The 23987-nt window shown below is 47.8% G+C and carries 23 protein-coding genes; 11 read left to right on the top strand and 12 right to left on the bottom strand.

Annotation, left to right across the window (positions count from 1 at the left end; translation table 11 throughout):
* Positions 1-66: 66 nt before the first annotated feature.
* On the bottom strand, positions 67-2325 hold the full coding sequence (gene pflB / locus PIL01S_RS13290) for a formate C-acetyltransferase (RefSeq protein ID WP_127537910.1): 2259 nt from the start codon (positions 2323-2325) through the stop codon (positions 67-69).
* Between the two features lie 538 nt (positions 2326-2863).
* Positions 2864-5476, bottom strand: a complete 2613-nt coding sequence (adhE, locus tag PIL01S_RS13285; RefSeq protein WP_127537909.1) for a bifunctional acetaldehyde-CoA/alcohol dehydrogenase — start codon at positions 5474-5476, stop codon at positions 2864-2866.
* Between the two features lie 433 nt (positions 5477-5909).
* Here adhE and PIL01S_RS13280 point away from each other — a divergent pair, with 433 nt between their 5' ends.
* Positions 5910-6626, top strand: a complete 717-nt coding sequence (locus PIL01S_RS13280) for a Crp/Fnr family transcriptional regulator (protein ID WP_095290364.1) — start codon at positions 5910-5912, stop codon at positions 6624-6626.
* 103 nt (positions 6627-6729) lie between these two features.
* Here the strand turns inward: PIL01S_RS13280 and PIL01S_RS13275 are convergent, their stop codons facing one another.
* From PIL01S_RS13275 to PIL01S_RS13250, 6 genes are all read right to left on the bottom strand, one after another.
* Positions 6730-7440, bottom strand: a complete 711-nt coding sequence (locus PIL01S_RS13275; RefSeq protein ID WP_127537908.1) for a hypothetical protein — start codon at positions 7438-7440, stop codon at positions 6730-6732.
* Positions 7441-7623: 183 nt separating this feature from the next.
* Complete coding sequence (locus PIL01S_RS13270; RefSeq protein ID WP_127537907.1) at positions 7624-8352, bottom strand: hypothetical protein; 729 nt, start codon at positions 8350-8352, stop codon at positions 7624-7626.
* Between the two features lie 237 nt (positions 8353-8589).
* Positions 8590-8886 (bottom strand): winged helix-turn-helix transcriptional regulator, encoded by a 297-nt coding sequence (locus tag PIL01S_RS13265; protein WP_148565210.1) that lies wholly within the window; start codon positions 8884-8886, stop codon positions 8590-8592.
* Between the two features lie 318 nt (positions 8887-9204).
* The gene (locus PIL01S_RS13260; protein WP_127537906.1) at positions 9205-9933 is read right to left on the bottom strand and encodes a ThuA domain-containing protein; all 729 of its coding nucleotides are present in this window, start codon (positions 9931-9933) and stop codon (positions 9205-9207) included.
* A gap of 24 nt (positions 9934-9957) precedes the next feature.
* Entirely contained in the window at positions 9958-10926 is a 969-nt protein-coding gene (locus PIL01S_RS13255) for a sugar phosphate isomerase/epimerase family protein (protein ID WP_095290356.1), read from the bottom strand.
* A 215-nt stretch (positions 10927-11141) separates the two neighbouring features.
* On the bottom strand, positions 11142-12254 hold the full coding sequence (locus tag PIL01S_RS13250; protein ID WP_095290354.1) for a Gfo/Idh/MocA family protein: 1113 nt from the start codon (positions 12252-12254) through the stop codon (positions 11142-11144).
* A gap of 160 nt (positions 12255-12414) precedes the next feature.
* On the opposite strand from PIL01S_RS13250, the gene PIL01S_RS13245 reads away from it, so the two are divergent.
* Positions 12415-13233: a helix-turn-helix domain-containing protein gene (locus PIL01S_RS13245; RefSeq protein ID WP_095290352.1), complete on the top strand. Its 819-nt coding sequence runs from the start codon at positions 12415-12417 to the stop codon at positions 13231-13233.
* Between the two features lie 19 nt (positions 13234-13252).
* Here the strand turns inward: PIL01S_RS13245 and PIL01S_RS13240 are convergent, their stop codons facing one another.
* The gene (locus PIL01S_RS13240; RefSeq protein WP_095290350.1) at positions 13253-13567 is read right to left on the bottom strand and encodes a hypothetical protein; all 315 of its coding nucleotides are present in this window, start codon (positions 13565-13567) and stop codon (positions 13253-13255) included.
* Positions 13568-13616: 49 nt separating this feature from the next.
* Entirely contained in the window at positions 13617-14555 is a 939-nt protein-coding gene (locus PIL01S_RS13235; protein ID WP_127537905.1) for a Gfo/Idh/MocA family protein, read from the bottom strand.
* Positions 14556-14753: 198 nt separating this feature from the next.
* On the opposite strand from PIL01S_RS13235, the gene PIL01S_RS13230 reads away from it, so the two are divergent.
* The 4 genes from PIL01S_RS13230 (at position 14754) to PIL01S_RS13215 (ending at position 17268) form a co-directional block, all read left to right on the top strand.
* The gene (locus PIL01S_RS13230) at positions 14754-15365 is read left to right on the top strand and encodes a TVP38/TMEM64 family protein (protein ID WP_127537904.1); all 612 of its coding nucleotides are present in this window, start codon (positions 14754-14756) and stop codon (positions 15363-15365) included.
* A 128-nt stretch (positions 15366-15493) separates the two neighbouring features.
* Positions 15494-16456: a peptide-methionine (S)-S-oxide reductase MsrA gene (gene msrA / locus PIL01S_RS13225; RefSeq protein WP_095359314.1), complete on the top strand. Its 963-nt coding sequence runs from the start codon at positions 15494-15496 to the stop codon at positions 16454-16456.
* 207 nt (positions 16457-16663) lie between these two features.
* Positions 16664-16870 carry a helix-turn-helix transcriptional regulator gene (locus PIL01S_RS13220; RefSeq protein WP_127537903.1) on the top strand — a complete coding sequence of 69 codons (207 nt, stop codon included), beginning with the start codon at positions 16664-16666 and terminating at the stop codon, positions 16868-16870.
* Positions 16867-17268: a hypothetical protein gene (locus tag PIL01S_RS13215; protein WP_127537902.1), complete on the top strand. Its 402-nt coding sequence runs from the start codon at positions 16867-16869 to the stop codon at positions 17266-17268. The genes PIL01S_RS13220 and PIL01S_RS13215 overlap by 4 nt, the downstream gene beginning before the upstream one ends.
* A 46-nt stretch (positions 17269-17314) precedes the next feature.
* Here the strand turns inward: PIL01S_RS13215 and PIL01S_RS13210 are convergent, their stop codons facing one another.
* On the bottom strand, positions 17315-18115 hold the full coding sequence (locus PIL01S_RS13210; RefSeq protein ID WP_127537901.1) for a lipid II flippase family protein: 801 nt from the start codon (positions 18113-18115) through the stop codon (positions 17315-17317).
* Positions 18116-18319: 204 nt separating this feature from the next.
* Between PIL01S_RS13210 and PIL01S_RS13205 the strand changes: the two genes are divergently transcribed.
* Positions 18320-18772, top strand: coding sequence for a DUF2188 domain-containing protein (locus PIL01S_RS13205; protein ID WP_127537900.1), 453 nt, complete (start codon positions 18320-18322; stop codon positions 18770-18772).
* A gap of 125 nt (positions 18773-18897) precedes the next feature.
* Here PIL01S_RS13205 and PIL01S_RS13200 read toward each other — a convergent pair whose 3' ends face one another.
* Positions 18898-19620: a YitT family protein gene (locus PIL01S_RS13200; RefSeq protein ID WP_127537899.1), complete on the bottom strand. Its 723-nt coding sequence runs from the start codon at positions 19618-19620 to the stop codon at positions 18898-18900.
* A gap of 904 nt (positions 19621-20524) precedes the next feature.
* Between PIL01S_RS13200 and PIL01S_RS13195 the strand changes: the two genes are divergently transcribed.
* The 4 genes from PIL01S_RS13195 to cysK all read left to right on the top strand — a co-directional run bounded on the left by PIL01S_RS13195 (position 20525) and on the right by cysK (position 23751).
* On the top strand, positions 20525-21562 hold the full coding sequence (locus PIL01S_RS13195) for a nucleotide-binding protein (protein ID WP_127537898.1): 1038 nt from the start codon (positions 20525-20527) through the stop codon (positions 21560-21562).
* A complete protein-coding gene (locus PIL01S_RS13190) occupies positions 21559-21792 on the top strand; it encodes a hypothetical protein (protein WP_095290332.1) in 234 nt (77 codons plus the stop codon). Before PIL01S_RS13195 ends, PIL01S_RS13190 begins: the two co-directional genes overlap by 4 nt.
* Before the next feature lie 408 nt (positions 21793-22200).
* Positions 22201-22587, top strand: a complete 387-nt coding sequence (locus tag PIL01S_RS13185; protein ID WP_127537897.1) for a hypothetical protein — start codon at positions 22201-22203, stop codon at positions 22585-22587.
* Positions 22588-22788: 201 nt separating this feature from the next.
* Positions 22789-23751: a cysteine synthase A gene (gene cysK, locus PIL01S_RS13180; RefSeq protein ID WP_127537896.1), complete on the top strand. Its 963-nt coding sequence runs from the start codon at positions 22789-22791 to the stop codon at positions 23749-23751.
* Positions 23752-23987 lie beyond the last annotated feature (236 nt).

Genomic DNA, 23987 nt, shown 5'->3' with positions numbered 1-23987 from the left:
TCTTCCTTTCTGTATCCGCATCCGCTGTGCGTTTATGATGGTGATCTACTCCTGTTTACCGTGTTATTACATCGAACCGTGGAAGGTCCGGTTAATGACATCCAGCTGCTGCTCACGCGTCAATTTGATGAAGTTTACGGCATAACCGGATACCCTAACGGTCAATTGTGGATAATTTTCCGGATGCTCCATGGCGTCAATCAACTGCTGACGATCGAACACGTTCACGTTCAGATGGTGAGCACCTTGACCGAAATAACCGTCCATCATGGCAACCAGATTGGATTTGCGCGTATCGGACTCTTTACCAAGTGCTTTAGGCACAATCGAGAATGTGTTGGAGATACCGTCCAGGCTGTGTTCGTAAGGCAATTTGGCTACAGAACCCAGGGATGCCAGAGCTCCTTTTTTGTCACGTCCATGCATCGGGTTGGCACCTGGAGCAAACGGTTCGCCTGCTTTACGTCCATCCGGTGTTGTACCGGTTTTTTTGCCGTACACCACATTGGATGTAATGGTCAATACAGATTGGGTTGGAATGGCATTGCGGTACGCTTTATGTTTGCGGATCATGCCCATGAAGCTCTCTACCAGTTCAACCGCGATGCTGTCGACACTGTCTTCATTGTTACCGTAACAAGGGAAGTCTCCTTCAATTTCAAAATCAACGGCGATTCCTTGCTCGTTACGAATCGGTTTAACTTTTGCATATTTAATTGCACTCAGGGAGTCGGCTGCAACGGACAGGCCGGCAATACCACAGGCCATGGTGCGTACGATATCGCGGTCATGCAGAGCCATCTCGATTCGTTCATAACTGTATTTGTCATGCATGTAGTGGATCACGTTAAGGGTATTCATGTACAGTTTAGCCAGCCATTCCATCATCGGTTTGAACCGTTTCATGACCTCATTGTAATCCAGCACTTCGCTTGTAATGGCCGGATATTCCGGTCCGACCTGTGCTCCGGATTTCTCGTCGCGTCCACCATTGATCGCATACAGCAGTGCTTTCGCCAGGTTGGCACGAGCGCCGAAGAACTGCATTTGTTTACCGATCTTCATGGCCGATACACAGCAGGCAATCCCGTAATCGTCTCCGTAGATTGGACGCATCAGATCATCATTCTCATATTGGATCGAGCTGGTTTCAATGGATACTTTGCTGCAATACTCTTTGAATGCCTCGGGAAGTTTGGTAGACCAGAGTACGGTCAGGTTTGGTTCCGGTGCGGGTCCCAGATTGTGCAGCGTGTGCAGGAAACGGAAGCTGTTTTTCGTTACGCGTGTTTCCCCGTTCACGGACATCCCGCCGATGGACTCGGTTACCCATGTCGGGTCGCCGCTGAAGAGCTCGTTGTAGTCCGGTGTACGCAGGAATTTGACGATCCGCAACTTCATGACGAAATGGTCAACCAGTTCCTGAGCCTGCTCCTCGGTGAGATGACCTTCCTGCAGGTCACGTTCAATGTAAATGTCAAGGAATGAAGATACACGTCCAAGGGACATGGCCGCACCATTTTGCTCTTTGATGGCAGCCAGGTAACCGAAGTACAGCCATTGGAACGCTTCTTTCGCTGTAGTAGCCGGCAGGGAGATATCAAAGCCGTGCATTTCGCCCAGCTGCTTCAATTCCTGCAGAGCCCGGATTTGTTCGGATAACTCTTCACGCAGACGGATGACATCTTCATCAATGACATCCACTTCAAGAGCGTTCAGTTCTCCTTTTTTGGCGCGGATCAGGAAGTCCACCCCGTACAGAGCAACCCGGCGGTAATCGCCGATGATCCGGCCGCGGCCATAAGCATCAGGCAGACCGGTAATGATACCTGCTTTGCGTGCTGCACGCATCTCGGATGTATACGCATCGAATACACCCTGATTATGTGTTTTGCGAATATTAGTAAATATATCTATGACTTCTTGAGGCATTTCGAAGCCGTAAGCCTGACATGCATCAATCATCATGCGAATTCCGCCTGTTGGCTGAATGGAGCGTTTGAATGGAGCATCGGTTTGCACACCGACGATCTGCTCTTTGGATTGATCCAGATACCCGGGTTGGTGAGACACGATCGTTGCCGGAGTATTTACGTCCACATCCAGTACGCCGCCGTTGTCCCGTTCCTTTTTAGTCAGATCGGATACGATGTCCCACAGGTCTTTCGTATTCTGTGTTGCCCCTGCGAGAAATGACTCATCCCCATAATACGGAGACAGGTTATGTGCCAAGAAATCATTCACATCCACGGATTTGGTCCATGTGCCTTTCGTAAAGTTTCTCCAGCCTGTTTGTTGTTTTACGTCTTTTTCGATCACCGACATAGTAATCCCTCCACAAATTTGGATTTCCGGACACATGACAGGGTGCAGCAAAATCGTCTCATCTGTGCCCAGAGCCGCGATTAATGTGAACTTTTTCACATATCAGCCGGAACACGTTCTCTCTACATGGGAACCGGAACCGCGGGATGGATGTTTTTCTTACATTTTCAGTATACGTCTTGCGGGTTTCACCATCTGTGATTTTTATCACAAAGTTAGTGAACTTCCTCACTCCACCATTGCAGGATCATGGTGAACCCCATAATTATTCACACTTAGCCACTGCGCGGGCCAGAACAACTTCCGATCGCTGTTATCACTGGATTTTTTTCATTTCTTATTCTAATTGGGAAAATCCATTGATAAAGGCGAGCGCTTCGCTTCTTCAGTTTTTTCTGTCCTCTCCGTTATTGTGTGAATACCAAACCGTTCAACGGATCCCCAAAGGATTCCGTCATCGACAAAAAGACGGCAATCGGGGCTCCCCTCCCGGGGAACCCTGAACCTATTGCCTAAACCCTGCTGTTGCTTTAATTGTTTATTCAAACCGTCCGTAGAAGGCATTGCGGTAAACGTCTGCCAGTTCAGTCACCAGCGGCAGTTTCGGATTGGCGGTTGTACATTGGTCTTCGAAAGCACGATCGGCCAGGTAATCTACATGAGCTTCAAAATCCTTGGCATCGAATCCGATTTCCTGGAACGATTCCTCAATACCGAGTGTTTTGTTCAGTTTGCGAATTGCATTGATGAGGCTGTTCACCCCTTCTTCTGTAGTACGTGCAGGCAATCCCAGAATCCGGGCAATTTCCGCATACCGCTCATCTGCCACAAAGTGCGAATATTTCGGGAATGATGCAAATTTGGTTGGTTTTTTCGCGTTGTAACGAATGACGTGCGGCATCAGGATTGCATTGGTACGTCCATGTGCGGTGTGATACTGTCCGCCCCATTTGTGCGCCAAGCTGTGGTTAATCCCCAGGAACGCGTTAGCAAAAGCCATACCGGCAATCGTCGAAGCATTATGCATTTTCTCACGTGCCAGTTTGTCACCTTGCAGCGCCGATTGCTCCAGGTATTGGAATACCAGCTGGATAGCTTTGATCGCCAGACCATCCGTGTAATCATTTGCCATAACCGATACATAAGCTTCAATGGCATGAGTCAGTACGTCCATACCTGTATCTGCAACCGCTGTTTTCGGCAGTGAATAGACGAATTCAGGGTCTACGATGGCTACATCCGGTGTAAGCTCATAGTCTGCCAGTGGATATTTGGTGTTGCCCAGATTTTTATCTGTGATTACGGCAAACGATGTTACTTCCGATCCTGTACCCGATGTTGTCGGAATCGCTACGAATTTTGCTTTTGATCCAAGGCGTGGGTATTTATAGATCCGTTTACGGATATCCATGAATTTTTGCTTCAGATCGTTGAAGTCCGTGTCCGGATATTCGTAGAACAACCACATGGCTTTGGCAGCGTCCATTGGTGATCCACCACCAAGAGCGATAATGCAGTCAGGCTGGAAGCGGCGCATCATTTCTGTACCGCGGTCTACCGTTGTTGTTGATGGATCGGGCTCTACATCCGAGAATACTTCGATTGCTACTGGCATTTGGCGTTGACGCAGATAATGCTCCACTTTTTCCACATAGCCCAGTTTGACCATCATGGCATCCGTAACGATGGCTACGCGAGTAATATCAGGCATTTTGGCCAGATACTGCGTTGCTCCTTTTTCGAAGTACACTTTGTTTGGCACTTTGAACCATTGCATATTCACGGTACGGCGAGCCACCCTTTTCACATTGATTAAGTTGACGGCAGTGACATTCGATGAGGTCGAGTTACGGCCATATGAACCGCATCCCAGGGTCAATGACGGCATGTTTGTGTTGTAGATGTCCCCAATGGCGCCGTGTGTGGATGGCGAATTCACGATAATCCGCCCTGTTTGAAGACGATCCGCAAATTTGCTTATCACTTCTTCGTTATTCGAGTGAATAACAGAGGAGTGACCCATGCCGCCAAAGGCAACCACTTCCGCAGCACGCTCAATCCCTTCAGCTGCCGTTTTTACTTTGTAACAAGCCAGTACCGGACTTAATTTCTCTGCAGACAGCGGGAACTTGGTGCCGACACCTTCAATCTCTGCTACAAGAATTTTGGTGCCAGCCGGAACCTCGATACCACACATTTGCGCAATGGTTACTGCCGATTGACCGACAATCGCCGGGTTAACCGCACATTTCTCCGCATTGATGGCACCTGCTGTCAATTTGGCAGCTTCATCCTTGTTGACAAAATAACAACCGTTCGCAATCATTTTCTTTTTCACCTGATCGAAGATCGGTTCTTCGATGATGACCGCTTGCTCGGATGCGCAGATCATACCGTTGTCGAATGACTTGGACAAGATCAGATCCGTTACAGCCTGATTGATATCTGCCGTTTTCTCGATAAAGCAAGGTACGTTCCCTGGTCCCACGCCGAGTGCCGGTTTACCACAGCTGTACGCTGCGCGTACCATTGCTGATCCACCTGTCGCCAGAATGAGCGCCACATCGTTATGATTCATCAGTGCATTCGTGCGGTCCATGGAAGGATCATCAATCCACTGGATACAGTCGGCCGGAGCACCATGCTTCACCGCGGCTTCAAGCAGAATTTTGGCGGCTTCGCGGCTGCAGTTCTGAGCTGAGGGGTGGAAACCAAAGATGATCGGGTTACGTGTTTTGATGGAAATCAACGCTTTGAACATCGTGGTGGATGTCGGATTGGTCACCGGGGTAATCCCCATGATAATGCCGACTGGCTCCGCTATTTTCTGGAAGCTCTCGTACTCGTTATCTTCAATTACACCTACGGTTTTGTCATATTTGATGCTGTGATACACATATTCTGTTGCAAAGATATTTTTGGTGATTTTATCTTCATACACTCCGCGGCCTGTTTCTTCCACCGCCATTTTGGCAAGCATCATGTGTTTGTCCAGACCTGCCAGTGCCATGGCTTGCACGATGCGGTCAATCTGTTTTTGATCCATGGACATGAATGCTGCGTGTGCTTTATTCGCTTTGTCAATTAACGTTTGAATATACTGACCTGCTGTCGGTTCTTTTGCTGGGGCGACTTCGTTCTTTACAGCCATCTCCCTCATCCTCCTAAAGGTTCGTATTGGTTTTTGGTTTGTCTCTCTTCTTTACGTACACATCGTAACATGTCGAAAAGGTTAATTATGTGATTATTTTCACAAAGTATAACAAATTTAATTTAAGTTTTTTGGAGTTCCTTCCACAGGTCATTTTCACTTCCTAGTTTAAACTATATAGCTGTCAAATGCAGCCTTCCCTCTCTAAAGTGAATTTAATCACAATGTTTGAAATTTCGCCATTTTTGCCCCCTTTCCATGCCCCTCAAACGGTAAGATTAGGTATATACTGAACTTAAAAATTGAACCACCGCAATTTGTACCGTCCTCCCCGGCGGAGATGGCCCTAATCAGGACGGTAACGGTTGCGGCGAACCACGGAGTGCGGACTGCATGTAATCCCCTCCGGTGGATACAAAGGGGAGATAGACTTATGAGAGAACAACTGAGTGTCATGGAAAAACGCGGCAATACCAACTGTTTCTCGGAAGTGAATTTCAATCATCTGCTCGTAACCATGAAAGACCGTACCTATCCTGAAGGGACCCACCTGTATTGGGAAGGTGATGTGTCCGACAAACTTTATTATATGAAAAGGGGCCGTGCCCAGATCACCAAATCAACGGATGAAGGCAAAGAGCTTATCATGTACATGTACCAGTCCGGTGATATGATTGGTCAGGCAGATCCGTTCTTCGGTTCCAAGCATACGTTCTCGGCGGAAGTGCTGGAAGACAGTGAAATCGGTGTACTGGAGCACAAAGACCTGGAGATGCTGATCTGTCAGCACTGTGACTTCGCCATTGACTTTATGAAATGGATGGGCATACATCACCGCTTAACCCAAACCAAGTTCCGTGACCTGATGTTATACGGTAAACCTGGTGCGCTCTGTTCCACCTTGATCCGATTGTCCAATTCTTATGGCGAGCCCCACGGCGATCACGTGATTATTCATAAAAAAATTACCCACACGGATCTGTCCAACATGATTGGAGCTACCCGCGAAAGTGTGAACCGCATGCTTAGCGATTTGCGCAAAAAAGATGCTATTGAATATGATAACGGCATGATTGTTATTAAGGACCTGAAGATGCTCCAAGGCATCTGTCATTGTGAATTATGTCCCAACGAGATCTGCCGCATCTAAGCATTACGTGCTTGAAGTCATCACCTTTCGGTACTAAGCTTAATCTATACGTGACATGAAAAAAGCCCGTCCTCCTGCAGAGGTCCGGGCTTTATAATTATGTTTAAGATGCCGTTAACTGTAATTTAACCGCATCCCGTGGATTCAACTTCATATCCAAACCATTTTCCATCAGTTCCTTATCATTCACCATGATCACCCAACGCTGATTCATGCGAGGAACAACATTTTCAACCGAAACGACGTATTTGTTGTTTTCCGACATTCTGACGATGCCGCTGGACTTAAGTACATCCCGAACCGTGCACTCCTGGATATAGACACCCGCATATTGACGATTAAGGTCTGGCATAATATTGCCGCCGCTGATCTTGAGCAGGGTTGTCTGATATGCAACACCTTCTCCTGTACTGTCGGCGGCTTTTACATAAATGATCACTTCATCCTTGGCATGAAGCTCCATGCCCCAGTTTTCCGGATCAATATCCTTGCCGTTTAGCTTAACTGCCCAGCTTAGCGAGGAATCAAGTGAAACTTCCCCTACGGATTGAATCCGCTTGCCGTCGGCCGTAAAATCAACCAGACCACTGTTCAATAGCGCCTTCTTAAGCGTGAGTCCTTCACTAAAATCCCTCTTGATCGACTTCGTTGCATCAGGCAAAAAAGTGCTTCCATCGACAGCAACGGTAATGGTATTGGAAGTATCGGTCTCCTTGACCACCGGCTGTTCAGAAGGCTGTGTCTCTGTACATCCGGCTAGAATTGCCATGATAAGCAAACATAAACCGATGTAACCGGGGAACTTCTTCATCATGTCGGTAACACCACCCTGCGTAAAATCTTCACCCTGTTGTCCATAACCTCTATTATGGCACAATATTCATCCAAAAAAAGTGTCAATGCCGTTACTTTTCTTCCATATTCCTTCCTGCAGCACAAAGAGCCCGCTTGCGGGCTCCTTCGTTCGGATCGTTCAACCCTTATATTTATTTACCCTCTATTGAACACAAGCCTGCATATAAGTCCGGCCCCCGTCTCCATTCTTCAGGTACGGATTAAGCCCATGGAACTGTTCCTCCGACACATATACACCTGTCAAAAGTCGCCCTTCGAGCAGCTCTCCATCCATCTGTACACAGAATGTAGGAGCTGTTACGTATTCCTGATACAGCGGGATCTGACTGTACGGATGGTGAATCTTGAAGAGCTTGCCCTGCTCATGCAGGGGACGTTCTGAGAAGTATGTCGGTACAATGTACCGGGCGATGACATCCAGCTCTTGTGTGGTATAAAAAGCTTCATCACCAAGCCATGGTGCCAGCAGCCTGATTTTTTCATATTGAGACCATACAATGGCTTGAATTAGCATTTCGGGTTTCACATATCTTCGTTTCCCGGCAGTTCCAATAAGCTGACCACGTGGAAAATCATCATCCAGCTTATCCTGCACAGATCCCGGGTATTTTAATTCACAACCAATGCATTTCCAGCCTGACGATGTCTGAATCCACTTTTGCAGGACAACCGGAGCCAGTTCCTGCCCGGTGCTGTTTCCAAGTGTAGATGCTTCCCCTGGGTCCGGGTTACCCACGCGGGGATTAACATAATATTTAAACAGTTCCGCAGCTTTTTTGTAAATCAGATGAACCTGAATGGATGCGCTCTCAAGTTCAGAAATATCTTGCTTGCCGTAGCGTACTTCACGGGATAAGCTTTCTTCTCTCATGACAAGTGGCCTCCTCGCTCCGGCCGCCTGCGGCCATTTTTCTTAAATTATACTATAACTTCTGTCAATATGTGCAAGGCCTGCAGGAAAAAGGTGGTTTCTTTCTACATTCCTATATATTGAACAGACAAGCCGTGATGACTGATTAAGCATATAAGACAAAAAACTCCTGATTTCAGCGAAATCAAGAGCTCTCTGTTGTCAGGTCACATCATTGAGCCTGGACATATGAATCGTTTAATCTACCCATTGCTCTGCCCAATCCTGAATTTGGTTCATTACAGGCTGCAAAGCTTTCCCTTTTTCTGTTAGCTCGTATTCAATACGAACCGGCGTCTCGGGATAAACATGACGAATCAGAATACCTTCACTCTCCAAATCCTTCATCCGTTCAGATAACATCTTGTCACTCATCGACGGAATCAGGTTGGAAATATCCTTGAATCGCTTAGACCCACTCATCAACGTTTGAATAATCAGACCGTTCCAGCGTTTGCCCAAAAACGAGAATGCCGTCTCAAAACGCGGACACATCCGTAAATCTTGGCCTTCCACATTAATCACCTCTTTAGAGATCACTGAACTTACATTTAGTTAGTATATTTCATAATAACACATTTACGTCACAAAGAAAACGTCTGCCGTAAAAAAGTTAAAATTTAATAGGCATCTTTGCACTTTGACTATACAACAAGTATACCTCAGGACGATTCGATGAACCATGGCAAATATCGTATAACTCCCATGTACCTATCTTACCCAAAAAGAACCCAACTGCCACAGTCATACTTGACTCGGAGAAGGGTTCTTAGGTATACGTTTCATTTGCCCATCAGATACTACTTTTGCGGCCTAGACCAGCACGCCACCAAATGGTCTTACAGGTTCGCTCTTGCCAAATTGCGGCTTGAAGCTGCGGGCAGGATATGCCCATTTTACTGCATTGCTGATCACTCTCAGAATTTCCGGCTTGTAATACGTCGGATAGGTTTCATGGCCTGGACGGAAGTAGAAGATTTTGCCTTCGCCGCGACGGAACGTACAGCCGCTTCGGAATACTTCCCCACCCTGGAAGTTGCTTACGAACACGAGCTCATCGGGTACCGGAATATCGAAGAATTCACCGTACATTTCTTCCTTTTCAAGTACAATCTTGCCTTCAATCCCATCCGCAATGGGATGAGAAGGATTGACACACCATACGATCTCCTGCTCGTCAGCTACACGCCATTTCAGATCACAACTGGTGCCCATCAAGGCCTTGAATGGTTTGGAGAAATGCCCGGAATGTAGAACAATCAATCCCATGCCGTTAAGTACTCGCTGTGCAACCTTCTGTGAGACCTCGTCGCTTACACGATCATGTGCCATATGTCCCCACCATATCAGCACATCTGTGGAATTCAGCACCTCATCACTTAAGCCGTGTTCAGGCTGATCCAGTGTAGCTGTCCGAATCGCAAATCCTTCGCCGCCGAGTCCGTCTGCCAGTGCCCGGTGCAATCCGTCCGGATAGACTTCCCTTACTTCATCGTGAATTTTCTCATGGACAAACTCATTCCAAATGGTGACGTTAATCATATTCAATTTCCCCCTAGTATAGCTCTAAACCCACCACATATCGCCCAGCGGTTCCTCAATCAATACTTGCTGGAGATTTTGTACGGCTTTAGAGAATCCTTCTTCAACCGACATCAGACCGTCTTCGTGTTCAATACTTACAACGTAATCGTAGCCTACGAGACGCAGGGCACTGATAATATCTGCCCAAGTCTTGTTATCATGACCATAACCTACCGAGCGGAACTGCCAAGCGCGGTCAAGCATGTTTGTGTAATCCTGCATATCTGTCAAACCATGTTTGTTTACGTTTACCGGATCGATCGTTGTATCTTTAGCATGGAAGTGATGGATCGCGCCTTCACGTCCCAGAATGTGGATCGCTTGTACCGGATCAATTCCTTGCCACCACATGTGACTTGGATCCAAGTTCGCACCAATGACTTCGCCTGCAGCTTCACGCAGTCTTAACAATGTAGCTGGAGTATGCACTGAGAATCCACCATGCAGTTCCAATCCTACTTTCACATTGTGATCTGCTGCATACTTGCCCCACTCTGTCCAGTACGGGATCACTTTGTTCTCCCATTGCCATTTCAACACTTCCTGGAAATCATTCGGCCACGGTGCAACAGGCCAGTTCGGATACTTCGCATCTTCATGGTCTCCCGGACATCCGGAGAATGTGTTCACTACAGGAACTTCCAGCTTTTGTGCCAATTGAACTGTTTTCACGAAATCATCGTGGAAACCTTTGGCGATATCTTTTTGCGGATGAAGCGGGTTACCGTGACAGCTCAGTGCGCTGATGGTCAGACCGCGTGATTCCACTGCATTTTTAAAGTTTTTCAGTGCTGCTTCATTGTTCAAAAGCTCCTCCGGGTTGCAATGTGCATTGCCTGGATGGCCTCCAGTTCCGATCTCTACTGCTTTCAAACCCTTGGATGCTACGTAGTCAAGTGCATCCTCCAATTTACGTCCTCCGAATAGTACCAAAAATACGCCGAGTTTCAAGTGCGATTCCTCCCTGGATTAAATATCGAATAATTGCTGATTAAATGAACCAAGAACTGCATAAATGTACCGTTCAGATCACAAGTTTGTTTTAATAGTGTGGAAAATCTAGAGCATTTCTATCCTGAAATTAAACGTAACAATACTGGTTATTCCAGATGGAAAAACCATCTTCCTGTGTTGCCCTAACTTCAACTTAAATCAACTGAATTACCTTAATTCGATTGCACAATTTCTGTCGGATCCTCATTTGCTTTGGTGGCTGCATTTGGATCGTAAGTACTCTCAAGCATAACGTGCTTGCCCTCCAAAGAAGAGCGCTGGAATGCATGCATCGCTTCTAGCACGTGATACGCGAGCTTGCCGCTGGCTTTGTGTTCCCGTCCGGCACGAATGGATTCGACCATCTCGGTAACACCAATTCCGCGTTCATTCTGACTGCTCTCGAAGACAGGGGTTACCGTTTCCCAGGTGTCCTGACCGAATCTGCGCAGCTTCACTTCCCCATTGAAATAGTTAGGATCCGGTACACTCAGCGTGCCTTCGGTTCCGTAAATTTCAATCCGAGGCAAGTCTGAAGCTCCACGAATATCGAAGCTGGTAATCATCGTTGCAATGGCTCCGTCAGTAAAATCGATGGTACCTGCCAGATGCGTCGGAGTTTGTACCCGGAGAGGCGTTCCTTCCTTCGGTCCCGAGCCAATAACACGATCGGTAATCTGAATGCCTGCAGAAGAGCTAATTCTCCGAATTGGTCCCAGCAATGTAACCAGCGCTGTCAGATAGTATGGTCCCATGTCAAACATAGGTCCTCCTCCCGCAATGTAAAAGAACTCGGGATCGGGATGCCATGCTTCAGGTCCGCCACCCATGAAGAAGGAAGTCGCCGCAATCGGTTTCCCGATCAGACCGTCTACAATAGCCTGACGTGCCGTCTGAATGCCTGATCCAAGGAAGGTATCCGGTGCGGAACCAACATACAATCCCTTCTCTTCAGCAAGTTCAATGACCTTGCGGCCGTCTTCAAGCGAAATGGCCAGTGGCTTCTCGGCATAGACATGCTTGCCTGATTCGAGCACAGCCAGATCGGTCATGGCATGACTGCCAGGCACCGTCAGGTTTAGCACAAGCTCGATTTCCTTATTTTGCAGCAACTCATCTACATTGTAAACGTTTGCGATATTAAATTCATCTGCCCGTTCCTGAGCACGTTCACGGATCAAGTCCGCTACGGCTACAATTTCAATGAGCGGGCTATTTTTCAGATTCTCCAGATAGATGGCGCTGATGTTACCGCACCCGATTATGCCTGCTTTTAATTTCTCCAATGTGACGTTCATCTCCTTACGCATGGTGAGAAGCTGTGATGAATGTTTTGTGCCTTGAATTTAATACTATGGTATTCCGTTTTGGGTTCAATTAAAATGAATAATATGATCGAAACATGAACTATCTGGTCATAATTTTCAAATTGCAAGGAGTATGCCAATGCCGACCGATTATTCCTGCCAGGTTCTTACAGCAGGCTTCTCATTTCATCGCAAACCCTATGCTGGTATTCATCCCGACGGGGTTAAGAACTACCTCCTAAGGCTGCAGACCGACGGTCGCTGCCGGGCTCGAATAGACGGCGAGATGTCACTCGTCGATGCGGGCGATCTGCTTCTTTTCAGTCCGGATGAGCCTTATGAACTCAAAATAGACAATGAACGGAATCCGATGGGAGAACGACTCGTAGAGAGCGGTGACTACCATATCTTTTTTAATGGTTCCTGGGTGGATGAATGGTGGGAACGCCACAAAAGGCCAAACCGGATTAAGGTCGAATTGACCGAAAGCCTGCTGACCCTGTTCCGTCAACTCGTGCTGGAGCAGCGCCGAATCTCCAATCCATATCCCGAGATCTCCAGTTACTACATGCGTATCTTATGTCTGGAAGTGGATCGTCTTCTCTCCGAACATCCGACCATTACCAACACCAACTATGTGGCGTATGAAATAAAAAATTATATCGAGGAGAATGCTTCCTCCCTGTTCAAACTTGAAGATGTAGCAACCCATGTTGGCATCAGCGTTTCACGCGGGGTTCATCTGTTCAAGGAAGCGTTTGGCAAAAGTATCATGCAGTATACCCTGGACGTACGGCTGAACATGGCCAGAGAACGGATCATCTTCAGTCCAATGACCCTGGAGCATGTCGCCGAATCGTCGGGGTTTAACAATTACACGTATTTCCACCGCGTATTCCGCTCCCGGTTTGGCATGTCGCCCAAGGAATTCCGGCTCATACACCGGGAACAGATGTAGTATTATACGTAAATTCTGCTTATTTGCGCGCGGCGATTGCCTCCGATACCACCATGGCCAAGTCTTCGTTGCCAAACATGGACAACACACCCAGCACCGTATCATCCGGAATCTCTCCGGCTTCCTCCTTCGGCACAACCAGCTGCAGCACTTGCTGCAGCCGTTCATTGCTCTGCTGATCCGGGTAAGCTTGCCGGTACATCTCTTCTGGGTCCAGTCCATGATTGGCACACCACTGGGCAAATACAAGAATCATCATTTCTTCTTCCTGTTTATAGGTTTCTACGACCGCTTCTTCGATCTGTTTTCTGCGTTCCTTTTCATATTCGTCCATTGTGTCATTCCTCCATGAGTTATGTTCTTTATCCCGTTTCAACAAAAAATCACTTGCGAATCAGCTGCTCTGCCAGCTCATGGCTATCCATTACGTGACTGGAGCTAATGATGCAATCGTCCGGCGTGTCCAGGTTAGCCAAGAAATGATCTACGGCTCCGTTAAATCCTCTGCGCGTTAATATGGAGTCCCAGCTGCCGAAAGTTTCCTTGCGTTCAAGATCTCCTCCTTCGATATATCTGGCCTCTTCCATATTCACAACCTCTACCGATCTGCCTCCGCCGTGGAGTTCGATCTTCTCCAGGTCAGCCCCCGCCTCGCGCACCATATCAAATCGTCCGATGGCCTTTCTTCCAAGCTTGGCAGATCCGGCAGCATGAAGAAGCTGGTCCATATCATTCGTCCGAATCCATTGATGAACCAGCTCCACATGGTGATCCGAATACCATAACATCAGATCCAGCATATGAATCAGATCATCATAGATCGTTTTTGCTGCAGGAAGATTCTGAATGCCTGTCCGATGCTTTGTTAACATCAAGGATTCAAACCCCTGCCCGCCTTGCATCCACGCTTTCGCTTTCTGATACATGGGTGCAAATCTTCGGTTAAAACCTACCGCAAGGAGCAGCCCCTGCGCCTCGGCAAAAGCAGTCATTTCTTCGGATTCACGCAAGGTGTAGGACAGCGGTTTGTCCACATATACAGCTAGTCCCCGTTCCAAACATTGCATAACAATGTCAAAATGTGCTTCCGTTGCTGTATGTACAAAAACGGCATCCAGATCCCAGGACAATAGTTCTTTCAGATCCGTCGTTCCGTTATCTAATCTATAAGCATGCTGAGCAGCCGCTACCGGCTCTGGAGAACGGTTCATAATACCGGCAATTTCCACATCAGGATGCGCGGTTAACAGGGGCAAGTATACTTTGTGAGCAATACCCCCAAGTCCGATGATCCCAGCTCGGGTTCGCTTCGTTGTTTCCATGATAAGCATTCCACCTTCAGATGAGTTCTAAGTTCCACGACCTATAGTGTAACCCTTCAGCCAGCAACATGCCAGTTGATCAGCACAAGAAGGATTGAATTATCCGGTTCCCTATCGAACGTGGTACACTTGGGTAGAAAGGCATGTAGGATCAGGAGATTGGAGTAGTGCCCTGACCTGAAAGGAGCGTTTGGGGATTTGCGGAAATGGTTATGGCTCCTCTTGTATGTTTTGCTCGCCGGAGTCACGTTTATTTACAGATACGAACTGCTGGCATGGACCGATCAGAATCAGTCCATACCCCTTCTAATTATCATAGCAATGCTTTTTGCATTGGTACCTGTGATTCCCTACAAGTTTGTAATCGCAGCTTTGGGGTACAGTTACGGCACCACAACAGCAGCTTGGGTATGCTGGGTGGGGACCACCCTCGCAGCAGTGCTCGTTTATGCGGGAGCGAGATATGCTTTTCGTCATCAGGCCAGAGCTTACCTGGATCGCATCCGTGGATTGAGTCGTTTTACCACCTGGATGGAGGCGCATCCCTTTATGGGCATTATGACGCTTCGCCTGCTTCCTGTTGTGCCTCAAACTGCGGTCAATATCTATGCCGGCATTACCTACACCCCTTTTTGGGTGTTCATGGTGGCTACGGCCATCGGGAAAATGCCTGCCATTTTAATTTTTGCCTATGCGGGCGCGCAAGCGGAAACTTCCATCTGGGCGAGTCTGCTCATTTTGTTGGGATACTTTGCCATTATGGGCCTTGTCTTGCTGCTGTTTCGTGTTCGCTCGCGAAAAAAGACCTGATTATTACTTATCACCTTGACTCACGGGCTTCCTCGTCCCTGTCCGGCTTGGTTGGCTTGCCAATTCAGGATATAATAGAAGTGTAAGCCAAATTCATTGATCTTCATCAGAAATGGAGTGACTATAGCATGGAACAACATTCAAGCGAAAAAGCAACATTTGCAGGCGGATGCTTCTGGTGTATGGTATCCCCCTTTGAGGAACTTCCCGGAATCCACAAGATCGTATCGGGTTATACAGGAGGACATACCGAGAATCCCACATATGAGGAAGTCTGTTCGGAGACGACAGGACACGTAGAGGCCGTTCAAATTACGTTCGACCCTTCCATCTTCCCTTATGAGAAGCTCGTCGAGTTATTCTGGCAGCAGATCGATCCGACAGATACGGGTGGACAATTCCATGACCGCGGATCTTCATACCAGACGGCCATCTTCTACCACAGCGAAGAACAGCGTCAGATTGCAGAAGCCTCCAAGGCGGCTCTGGAGCAGAGCGGACGGTTTGATAAGCCGATCTTTACACCCATTTTGCCTGCCAAACCATTCTATGAGGCGGAAGAACATCACCAGGACTACCACCACAAAAATCCGGCTCACTACAAACGGTATCGCAAAGGCTCCGGCCGTGAAGACTTTATCGAACGCAACTGGTCCGGCAATGTGGATAAAAGCAATCTGAAAGAGCGTCTGACTCCACTGCAATACGAAGTGACCCAGAATAATGCAACGGAACCTGCGTTCCACAACGAGTTCTGGGATCACCACGGTGACGGAATCTATGTAGATATCGTTTCTGGCGAGCCTCTCTTCAGCTCAACGGACAAGTACGATTCCGGCTGCGGCTGGCCAAGCTTCACGCGTCCATTGCGTGATTACAACGTGAAGGAAAAAACAGATCTCAGCCATTTCATGATTCGCACCGAAGTCAGAAGTCGTGAAGGGGATTCCCATCTGGGGCACCTGTTTAACGACGGTCCTGTCGAAGCGGGTGGTATGCGGTACTGCATCAACTCCGCTGCTCTTCGCTTTGTACCGAAGGAAGACTTGCAAAAAGAGGGATACGGCGAGTATGCAGTCCTCTTCAAATAAATTAAATACGACTGCCTGACCGTAGAACCAACACACGGTCCAAAAAAGCAGGAGCAGCGGGTTATCACCGGTGCTCCTGCTTTTTTCATGTTCTTATTTGAATCAGATGCGACATGTAAAGAATTCTTGACACCTACACATTTTTCCATTTACAATACAGCTGTAAAGAGTTCTTTACAACCTAGGGGCACGAAAAGAGGTTGATTCATGCAAAACCGCATTAAGCTGCTGCGTGAAGAGCTGGGCATATCCCAGGGCAAACTCGCCGAGATGTGCGACGTCAGTAGACAAACCATTAACGCCATAGAGAATGACAAATACGACCCCAGCCTTCCGCTCGCCTTTGCCATTTCCGAGGCGCTTGAGGTCACCATCGAGCAGTTATTTCAGTACGAAAGGAAGAACCCAGAATGAAAATAAAGCATTGGAAAATGACCCTTACAGGTGCTGCAGCATTTATTGTGCTTGCTACCGTTATTTATCGTACTGCAACAGGAAGGGACATTGGATTGAATGATATTGCTTCACTTGGTGCAGTTACGATCCTTTTCCTGTCAGCCCTAACTTGGGGCACCAAAGAGGATCGTGATGGGGTGCGTGAGGATGAGGAACTGGGCAGACACATTACGGAGCAGAGCTCGAAGGTGGGATATTTTATACTGACCCTGTTCATTCTGGTGGCCGTTGGCATAGATCAATGGGTCCATGAAAAGCCAAGCCTCCTGCTATTATCGTTGCTCGGACTTTCCATGGTTACGCTGCCTTTTATCGAATGGGTTCACATCCGCAAATACAGGACAACAGAGGATTAACGTGTTCTGCGCAGCATCCCTCCCCAGATGTGTTCCATTTACTTCTTCACATCCAGCTGACGATCCAGCCAATCCAGTAGGCAAATGGAATGAGCAGCAGCTGGGCCACAAGCGTGCCGAATAAACGAGATACCAGCATGCAGCCATAAATCTGATTCATTCGGTCCAAACGGATTTCGCCTCGCAGGGATTTGTCACTGAGCAGAGAAATTCGCGGATCGATCAGGATCGTTAGCAAAATGGTCGCAATTCCGTTAATTAGCCCTGTCGATTGAGAGGCAGCCACTGCCTGCCCTGGATATAGATAAGCTGCGTACAAACTGGATAATACGCCCGTTGTATAAATGGCTGTCACCGCTACATTAAGCGTCATTAGACGTCTTGGCATACCATGCTGCACTAGCCGCTTAGCCATCTTCCAGGAAGGTGGCGTAATATAGTAGGCTGCGTTTCTGATTTTGGTGCCGTTCAGCAACCCTCGTACCATCACCGGAATGGACCCCGCTGCTTCAAAATGCACAACCATTCTGGACGCAAGCTTCACCATTGTTGGAAAACACAATATGGCGATTGCGGTTCCTGCTGTCGCTGCCCCCATCAGCCAGTGCAGCTGCACGGCAAAATGTGAGTTCCCTCCACTTGCTGCGGTATCCACCAGATTCCCTACCATCGGTCCCTGGGCCATATTGGATGTACGCGATACCAGCAGCAGAATCCCCGACAAGGAAAGGGCCAGCGCAATTCTGCGGGTTCTTAGCCCGCCAAGACGAAGCGCATAGGACAGGCTGTCTGCAGCATGAATAAGCATGGTAAACAGCATCGGAATAGCCAGACTTAGACTGAACATATGATTGTACTCCTTTTATTTTCCTGTATTGGACTTTATGTACATGTGACAGCATTATACCCCTTTAGCATGCAAAAGTATAGGAATGCCATCCCTGTATGACAGCTCATTCCCCCTTCACAGCCTGTCCATTTTGTCGTTTATCCCTTCTCCCATAGGGTAATATAAAACTAACCATTATTACTATACAGGAGGGATTCAGGCATGCCTTGGAACAAGAATGATTATCCGGTATCCATGAAAAATCTGGAGCCTCGTATCCGAAATAAGGCGATTGAAATCGCCAATGCTCTGCTGGATGACGGGTATGAGGAAGGACGCGCTATAGCGATAGCCACTGCCAAAGCCGAAGAATGGGATGAGAATCATCCGGCAACGGGCTCATCCGATTCAGAACAATCATCCGGTGGCAGCGGTTCTGCTTCTAAACGTCGCCATTCGGAACCCGTCTCCTCTTCGAAAAGCCATGACAATATTCACGTCGTACCTACGGATTCGGGCTGGGCCATTAAGGAAGAAGGCCAATCCAAATATGTATCCACATTTGATACCAAATCTGAAGCGGTGAACGCCGCCAAAGAAATCAGCGACGAGCAGAACATTCGGGCCATTATTCATAACCAGGATGGACAAATCGCGTCTTCCATTAAACCCTGACAGGTTTGTGAATCGCCCTGACCTTGAATCCATATGAAGAGTAACTTTCCAGCTTAGAAAAGCATCAAAAAAAGTCCTTTTCACCGCCGCTCAGGCAGTCAAAAGGACTTTTTGGTTAATTTCATTTAATGTGTTACTCCTCTCGCCACCGAAGTCCGTGGTGCAGGGGCAGTCACCGCCTTGGCTGCCGAAGGCATGGATACCTTCACAGCTGAGGTCGTAACAGGCCGGCGTACTGGAACACTGACCACGTACGTAATGACTTTGCTGGCAATCCAAACGGCCAGAATGGTATATAAAGTTTCTTTTACCGGAAGAAAGAAAAGGGATAAGCCCAGTACAAACGCATCAATGACAAAGAAAACTGTTCCCAGCTTCCATCCCTTCCAGCGGCTAACGAGCACGGCGAGAATATCGTCTCCGCCTGTCGCTCCGCCAAATCGGAGCACGATCCCTGCCCCTACACCCGTCAATACGCCGGATAGGACTGCCGGAATCCATAGGTTTCCGTTGAATGACATCTGCAATGTGGAGTATCGCTCAAAGCCGTCATAGAACAGGGAGAACGCGCCGACGCCAATCAGCGCCTGAATCATGAACTTCCAGCCCTTGATGAACCAGGCCAGAATCATGACCGGAATGTCGAGTAACAGCATGCCAATGGCAGGCGATAACCCCGTGGCGTATTTTCCGAGCAGGGCCAGACCGACAAATCCGCCCTCCGATAAATGATTCTGAAAATTAATGTGATAGTAGGCAAATGCCAAAATAAAAGTACCGAGCAGCATGATGGCGAGTTTTCCCGCCTCAGCCTTAATGTGTTGTTTGGTTAACGATGTTCTCTTCATTCAGGTTCCCTCGCAGTTTGTAGGTTGGTTTTTAGACCGACCGTACCCTGCAAAAGGCAAGCCTGGAAGAAATCATCGTATTTGTCCTTCGAATATTCATTCCAATCCCCTCTTTCGCAGAGTCAGCCGTTTTTTTGAATACGGTTGGTTTACTCTACAAGGGGCGCTAAGTGTATGAGAGATCGTAACGTTTCCAGATCGTCCTTGGGGAGATTGTCCTTCGGGAACTCATGGTATCCTGATCCTTTCTGTCTGTTTGTGGTTAGCTACTTCAAATTAAACTGGCGAACATCACACGTTTGACTCATGAACTTTACACTTGACCACTACGATTGCAGCACCCTCTTCCGATCGCTGTTATTCCCGGATTTTTTTGATTCCCTTCCAAAGGGAAAATCCAGTAATAAACGCGAGCGCTTCGCTTCTCCAGATGGGTTCTGCATTCTTCGTTCCGTGTAAATGACCGTCTGATGAAAAACATGTAATTTTTACTATCCAGTTTAAACTTCTATAGCTAACTTGCTTGTTCTTCTATTATATAACACCGACGTGGACGGGTCTAAACAGCAGACCCTTCAAAAATGCTCATAAAGCATGCTCTGGGCGGCTCCAGCAGGCAAACAGCCACACCAGGACAATCAATGCTTACTAATGGTGCAACCTGCTCCTTCATTCTATGACCGATGATTGCGAATATAACTGTCCAGTCACCCAACTGTGACAATTTGGGGCCATTTTTTATTTTTGTGCGAATTTTGAAGGAATCATCGGGAGCTTTCACATACACTATAGCAAACGAAAATCGGCTCATTCTTGACCAGCGTGGACGTTTTCCAGACTTACTCTGCTTTTTATGGTATAATATAACAATTGATTCCCACTACCGTTTAAGCGAGGCGGATTGATGAAAACGTTGAAGCCAAGAGTCTTTATTGGCTGCTCGCTGGAAGCGAAGCCGATTGCAGCCGCAGTACACGAAAATTTGCGTTTCTCAGCCGAAGTTACTCCTTGGTACTCCGGTGTTTTCAATCCAAGCAGCTATACGATGGACGATCTGGAAACAGAGGTGCGCACGACGGACTTTGCCATTTTTATTTTTCATCCGGATGATATATCCAAAATTCGCGGGAAGTACTATGCATCTGTCAGGGATAATACAATGCTGGAAATGGGTTTGTTTATGGGCCGTTTGGGACGGAAGCGTATTTTTTTCATTCTTCCGGAGGATATTACAGACATCAAGGACGCTGCAAAAATCGAGGGATTACGTATGCCTACCGATCTTCTTGGTTTGAATCCACTGGTCTATGAGATTCGTTCTGATGGCAAGTGGGCGCCAGCCGTGTCGGTTGCATGCTCCAAAATCGCTGACAGTATAGAAGAACAAGGACGATGGGTAGATCCAGAATTGGAGAAAATCATCAATCAGCATAAAGTGACTGAAGGAGAAGCACGGTTACAATTGCTAAAGCTTCTGAGGTTCTTCAGAGAGCTGCTGCGGGTTCGCAAAGCTGATGCCGCCATGCTCGACCGAATGAGTGATGCCCTTCGTACGGCATTTGTGTCCCATCCTCCATTCGCAGTACGTGGTACAGCCATATACCGTACAGATGACAGTGGTTATATCGAGCAATTATGTGGTAATGTAGGGGAACCGGGGAGAAAATATGAGTTGTCTGCCAATGACGACAAAGAGCCGGATGACCCCAAGCGCATCCTGGTCATTGATTCTTACCGTGAAAATAAAATCAAGATTAACCTGTATGACGATTACCTTGAGAAAGAATATCTGCTATGCTATCCTGTAGCCAAGAGGTATGTGATTACGGTTCATATTATTGGACATATAGAAGCGGATGAGGCGGTATTTCAACAGATTGACCTACAGAATCGTCAACTGTTTAACGCCATCAACGATTTGTTAGGAGGCGAACCGGAATGAAACCGGAAATGAAAAAAATAAGCAAGCGCTGGGGCAGCGAAAAAAAGGTACGCCTCAGCTCTGCGCCCGAATCATCACGACCGGTTCCGGAACCTAAGGAAGAAGATCGTTTCCACAAACCGGCCGTCCCGCTAATTACGATCGGCCCCTCGCTTAAGGGGAAGGAACGACCTTATAAGGTCATCCTGGAAAAAGAAGCTTTGTACGAGAAACCTCAATATTTAGCTTAACTTTCTATGCATTGTTCTCGATTCTGCCGCTGAAATCGGCAGTACGTCCATGCCCCGCCGCCCAAGGCAGGGGCTTTTTTTGTTGGCATTCTCCCGCAAGTAAACCAACCAACCGGAACATTCTCTCCCCACTAACCTCGTAAAGCTTAAGAATCCAGCCCTGGAATTGCATTAGGCCATTTCTTACGCTCTTAGGTTTCCTGCAAAACCCAGAAATTATACCTAAAATTTGGAGTATGCTTGTCCTGATCAATCATCCCCATAATGAATGTACATGGCCCTGCCGAAAGCCCAATCCCATTTTTTTCTTGTTGTATTCCGTATCATCATTGCATATATTGATTATAATATAAGAACACATGTTCTGTAAATATATATGTTCGAATTCAAGGTTAAGGAAGTGAATGTATGTCATCCTCCCCTTCCGCCCCATCCCCTACGGATGAAGACCATCAATTGGTTAAAAGCCTTGTTGTGCGTACCCTGCTGCTGGATGTGCTTGAACGGGATATTCACACCCTGGATTCACTTCTGCTGAAAATGCCCGAGGTGTACGTCCTATCCCTGACCCGCATTCAAAATCAGGTACTACAAGAAATGCTGGCAGTTCGGCAGCAGATGCGGAAACGCGGTGTCAAAATTCTTGAGGAGAAACGTGAACAGGATGGCATTGAAACAGTCTACCTGTGCAGGGGATATTGGCAGCGATTCTATATGCTCTGGACGTTCGCACGTAATGAAGTCAAGCAAGAACTCAGCCGACATCTGCATATTGATCTGACGCAGCGCTTGTAGCTTGAACCAGAATACAGGTTGACCCGGAGTGGCCGGGTTCATTAAGATGGAATGGAACGTTATCGTTATCAACGATGAACCTATATTAGACGTGAAATGAATTCTTCCTAAAACAAAAAAGCCTGTCGTCTATAATAAGGCGAACAGACTCTATGATTAGAAATTCCCTCAGACGTCTCATTACTCAAGGAGTTGTACTTCATGAATTCAAATTCGGGTAACCAACCATCCACCAGATATACAGGCATTGCTGCAGATGTCACCGAGTTGATCGGACAGACGCCGGCGGTAAAACTCAATAGGCTCACAGGCAGCGACTCTGCTGATGTATATGTGAAACTGGAATATTTCAATCCAAGCGGCAGTGTCAAGGACCGTGCCGCTTACAATCTGATCGTTCAGGCTGAACGGGCAGGGCTGCTGCTTCCCGGAGCAACCATCATCGAGCCGACCAGCGGCAACACCGGCATCGGTCTGGCCATGAATGCAGCCGCCAAAGGATATAAGGCCATTCTCGTCATGCCGGACAATATGTCCAAGGAGCGCATCAACATTCTGAAAGCCTATGGCGCAGATGTCGTACTCACTCCAGCAGCTGAACGGATGCCCGGAGCTATCCGCAAAGCCAAGGAGCTTCACGCTGACATTCCGGGAAGCTTCATTCCTCAACAATTCGAGAATCAGGCCAATCCGGACATTCACCGGGTTACCACTGCTCCCGAGATTATACAGCAGATGGAGGGCAAGCTGGATGCCTTCATTGCAACCGCGGGCACAGGCGGCACCATTACCGGAACAGGTGAAGAGCTGCGCAAGCAGCTGCCGGATATCCGAATCTATGCGGTGGAGCCCAAAGGTTCACCCGTGCTATCCGGCGGCGAGCCCGGTCCCCACAAGCTCGTCGGTACAAGTCCGGGGTTCATACCGGACATTCTGAATACCGACGTGTGGGACTCCATTATCCAGGTGTCCGATGAGGATGCACTGGATACCATGCGGCAGCTTGCTGCCCGGGAAGGGCTGCTGCTCGGCCCTTCATCTGGTGCTTCGGCCTGGGCCGCACTGCGCATTGCGCGGGAATTGGGGCCAGGCCACCGAGTGCTCTGTATTGCGCCGGATACCGGGGAACGGTATTTGAGCATGGGTATTTTTAACACAACATAATCTGTACTCCCAAAAAAGGCTGTCCCTTAAGTCATCATGTTGACCGAGGGCAGCCTATTCACGTTCACTTACTCCATGAACCTGATACACGCTTAGCTAGGAGTAAGGGAAACTCCACTTCAGGCACCCTCAATATCATATCAAAATCAAAATAAGCTCCTGCTCACCTGCAGATGATTCATCCGCAGGGAACAAGAACTTATTCGATAAGGAATCATTTTAAGAACATTTAACCT

Source organism: Paenibacillus illinoisensis NBRC 15959, from assembly GCF_004000925.1.
Taxonomy (GTDB): Bacteria; Bacillota; Bacilli; order Paenibacillales; family Paenibacillaceae; genus Paenibacillus; species Paenibacillus illinoisensis.
The sequence above is the reverse complement of the archived record's forward strand: the minus strand, read 5'-3'. Positions and strand labels throughout refer to the sequence as shown.

Excerpts from the sequence above, each read along its gene's own strand:
- PIL01S_RS13220 (WP_127537903.1), top strand. The coding sequence starts at position 16,664 with ATGCAAAACCGCATTAAGCTGCTGCGTGAAGAGCTGGGCATATCCCAG.
- PIL01S_RS13245 (WP_095290352.1), top strand. The coding sequence starts at position 12,415 with ATGCCGACCGATTATTCCTGCCAGGTTCTTACAGCAGGCTTCTCATTT.
- PIL01S_RS13275 (WP_127537908.1), bottom strand. The coding sequence starts at position 7,440 with ATGATGAAGAAGTTCCCCGGTTACATCGGTTTATGTTTGCTTATCATG.
- PIL01S_RS13210 (WP_127537901.1), bottom strand. The coding sequence starts at position 18,115 with ATGTTCAGTCTAAGTCTGGCTATTCCGATGCTGTTTACCATGCTTATT.
- PIL01S_RS13240 (WP_095290350.1), bottom strand. The coding sequence starts at position 13,567 with ATGGACGAATATGAAAAGGAACGCAGAAAACAGATCGAAGAAGCGGTC.
- PIL01S_RS13215 (WP_127537902.1), top strand. The coding sequence starts at position 16,867 with ATGAAAATAAAGCATTGGAAAATGACCCTTACAGGTGCTGCAGCATTT.
- msrA (WP_095359314.1), top strand. The coding sequence starts at position 15,494 with ATGGAACAACATTCAAGCGAAAAAGCAACATTTGCAGGCGGATGCTTC.
- pflB (WP_127537910.1), bottom strand. The coding sequence starts at position 2,325 with ATGTCGGTGATCGAAAAAGACGTAAAACAACAAACAGGCTGGAGAAAC.
- PIL01S_RS13185 (WP_127537897.1), top strand. The coding sequence starts at position 22,201 with ATGTCATCCTCCCCTTCCGCCCCATCCCCTACGGATGAAGACCATCAA.
- adhE (WP_127537909.1), bottom strand. The coding sequence starts at position 5,476 with ATGGCTGTAAAGAACGAAGTCGCCCCAGCAAAAGAACCGACAGCAGGT.
- PIL01S_RS13205 (WP_127537900.1), top strand. The coding sequence starts at position 18,320 with ATGCCTTGGAACAAGAATGATTATCCGGTATCCATGAAAAATCTGGAG.
- cysK (WP_127537896.1), top strand. The coding sequence starts at position 22,789 with ATGAATTCAAATTCGGGTAACCAACCATCCACCAGATATACAGGCATT.
- PIL01S_RS13235 (WP_127537905.1), bottom strand. The coding sequence starts at position 14,555 with ATGGAAACAACGAAGCGAACCCGAGCTGGGATCATCGGACTTGGGGGT.
- PIL01S_RS13190 (WP_095290332.1), top strand. The coding sequence starts at position 21,559 with ATGAAACCGGAAATGAAAAAAATAAGCAAGCGCTGGGGCAGCGAAAAA.
- PIL01S_RS13260 (WP_127537906.1), bottom strand. The coding sequence starts at position 9,933 with ATGATTAACGTCACCATTTGGAATGAGTTTGTCCATGAGAAAATTCAC.
- PIL01S_RS13265 (WP_148565210.1), bottom strand. The coding sequence starts at position 8,886 with ATGTGTCCGCGTTTTGAGACGGCATTCTCGTTTTTGGGCAAACGCTGG.
- PIL01S_RS13280 (WP_095290364.1), top strand. The coding sequence starts at position 5,910 with ATGAGAGAACAACTGAGTGTCATGGAAAAACGCGGCAATACCAACTGT.
- PIL01S_RS13200 (WP_127537899.1), bottom strand. The coding sequence starts at position 19,620 with ATGAAGAGAACATCGTTAACCAAACAACACATTAAGGCTGAGGCGGGA.
- PIL01S_RS13195 (WP_127537898.1), top strand. The coding sequence starts at position 20,525 with ATGAAAACGTTGAAGCCAAGAGTCTTTATTGGCTGCTCGCTGGAAGCG.
- PIL01S_RS13270 (WP_127537907.1), bottom strand. The coding sequence starts at position 8,352 with ATGAGAGAAGAAAGCTTATCCCGTGAAGTACGCTACGGCAAGCAAGAT.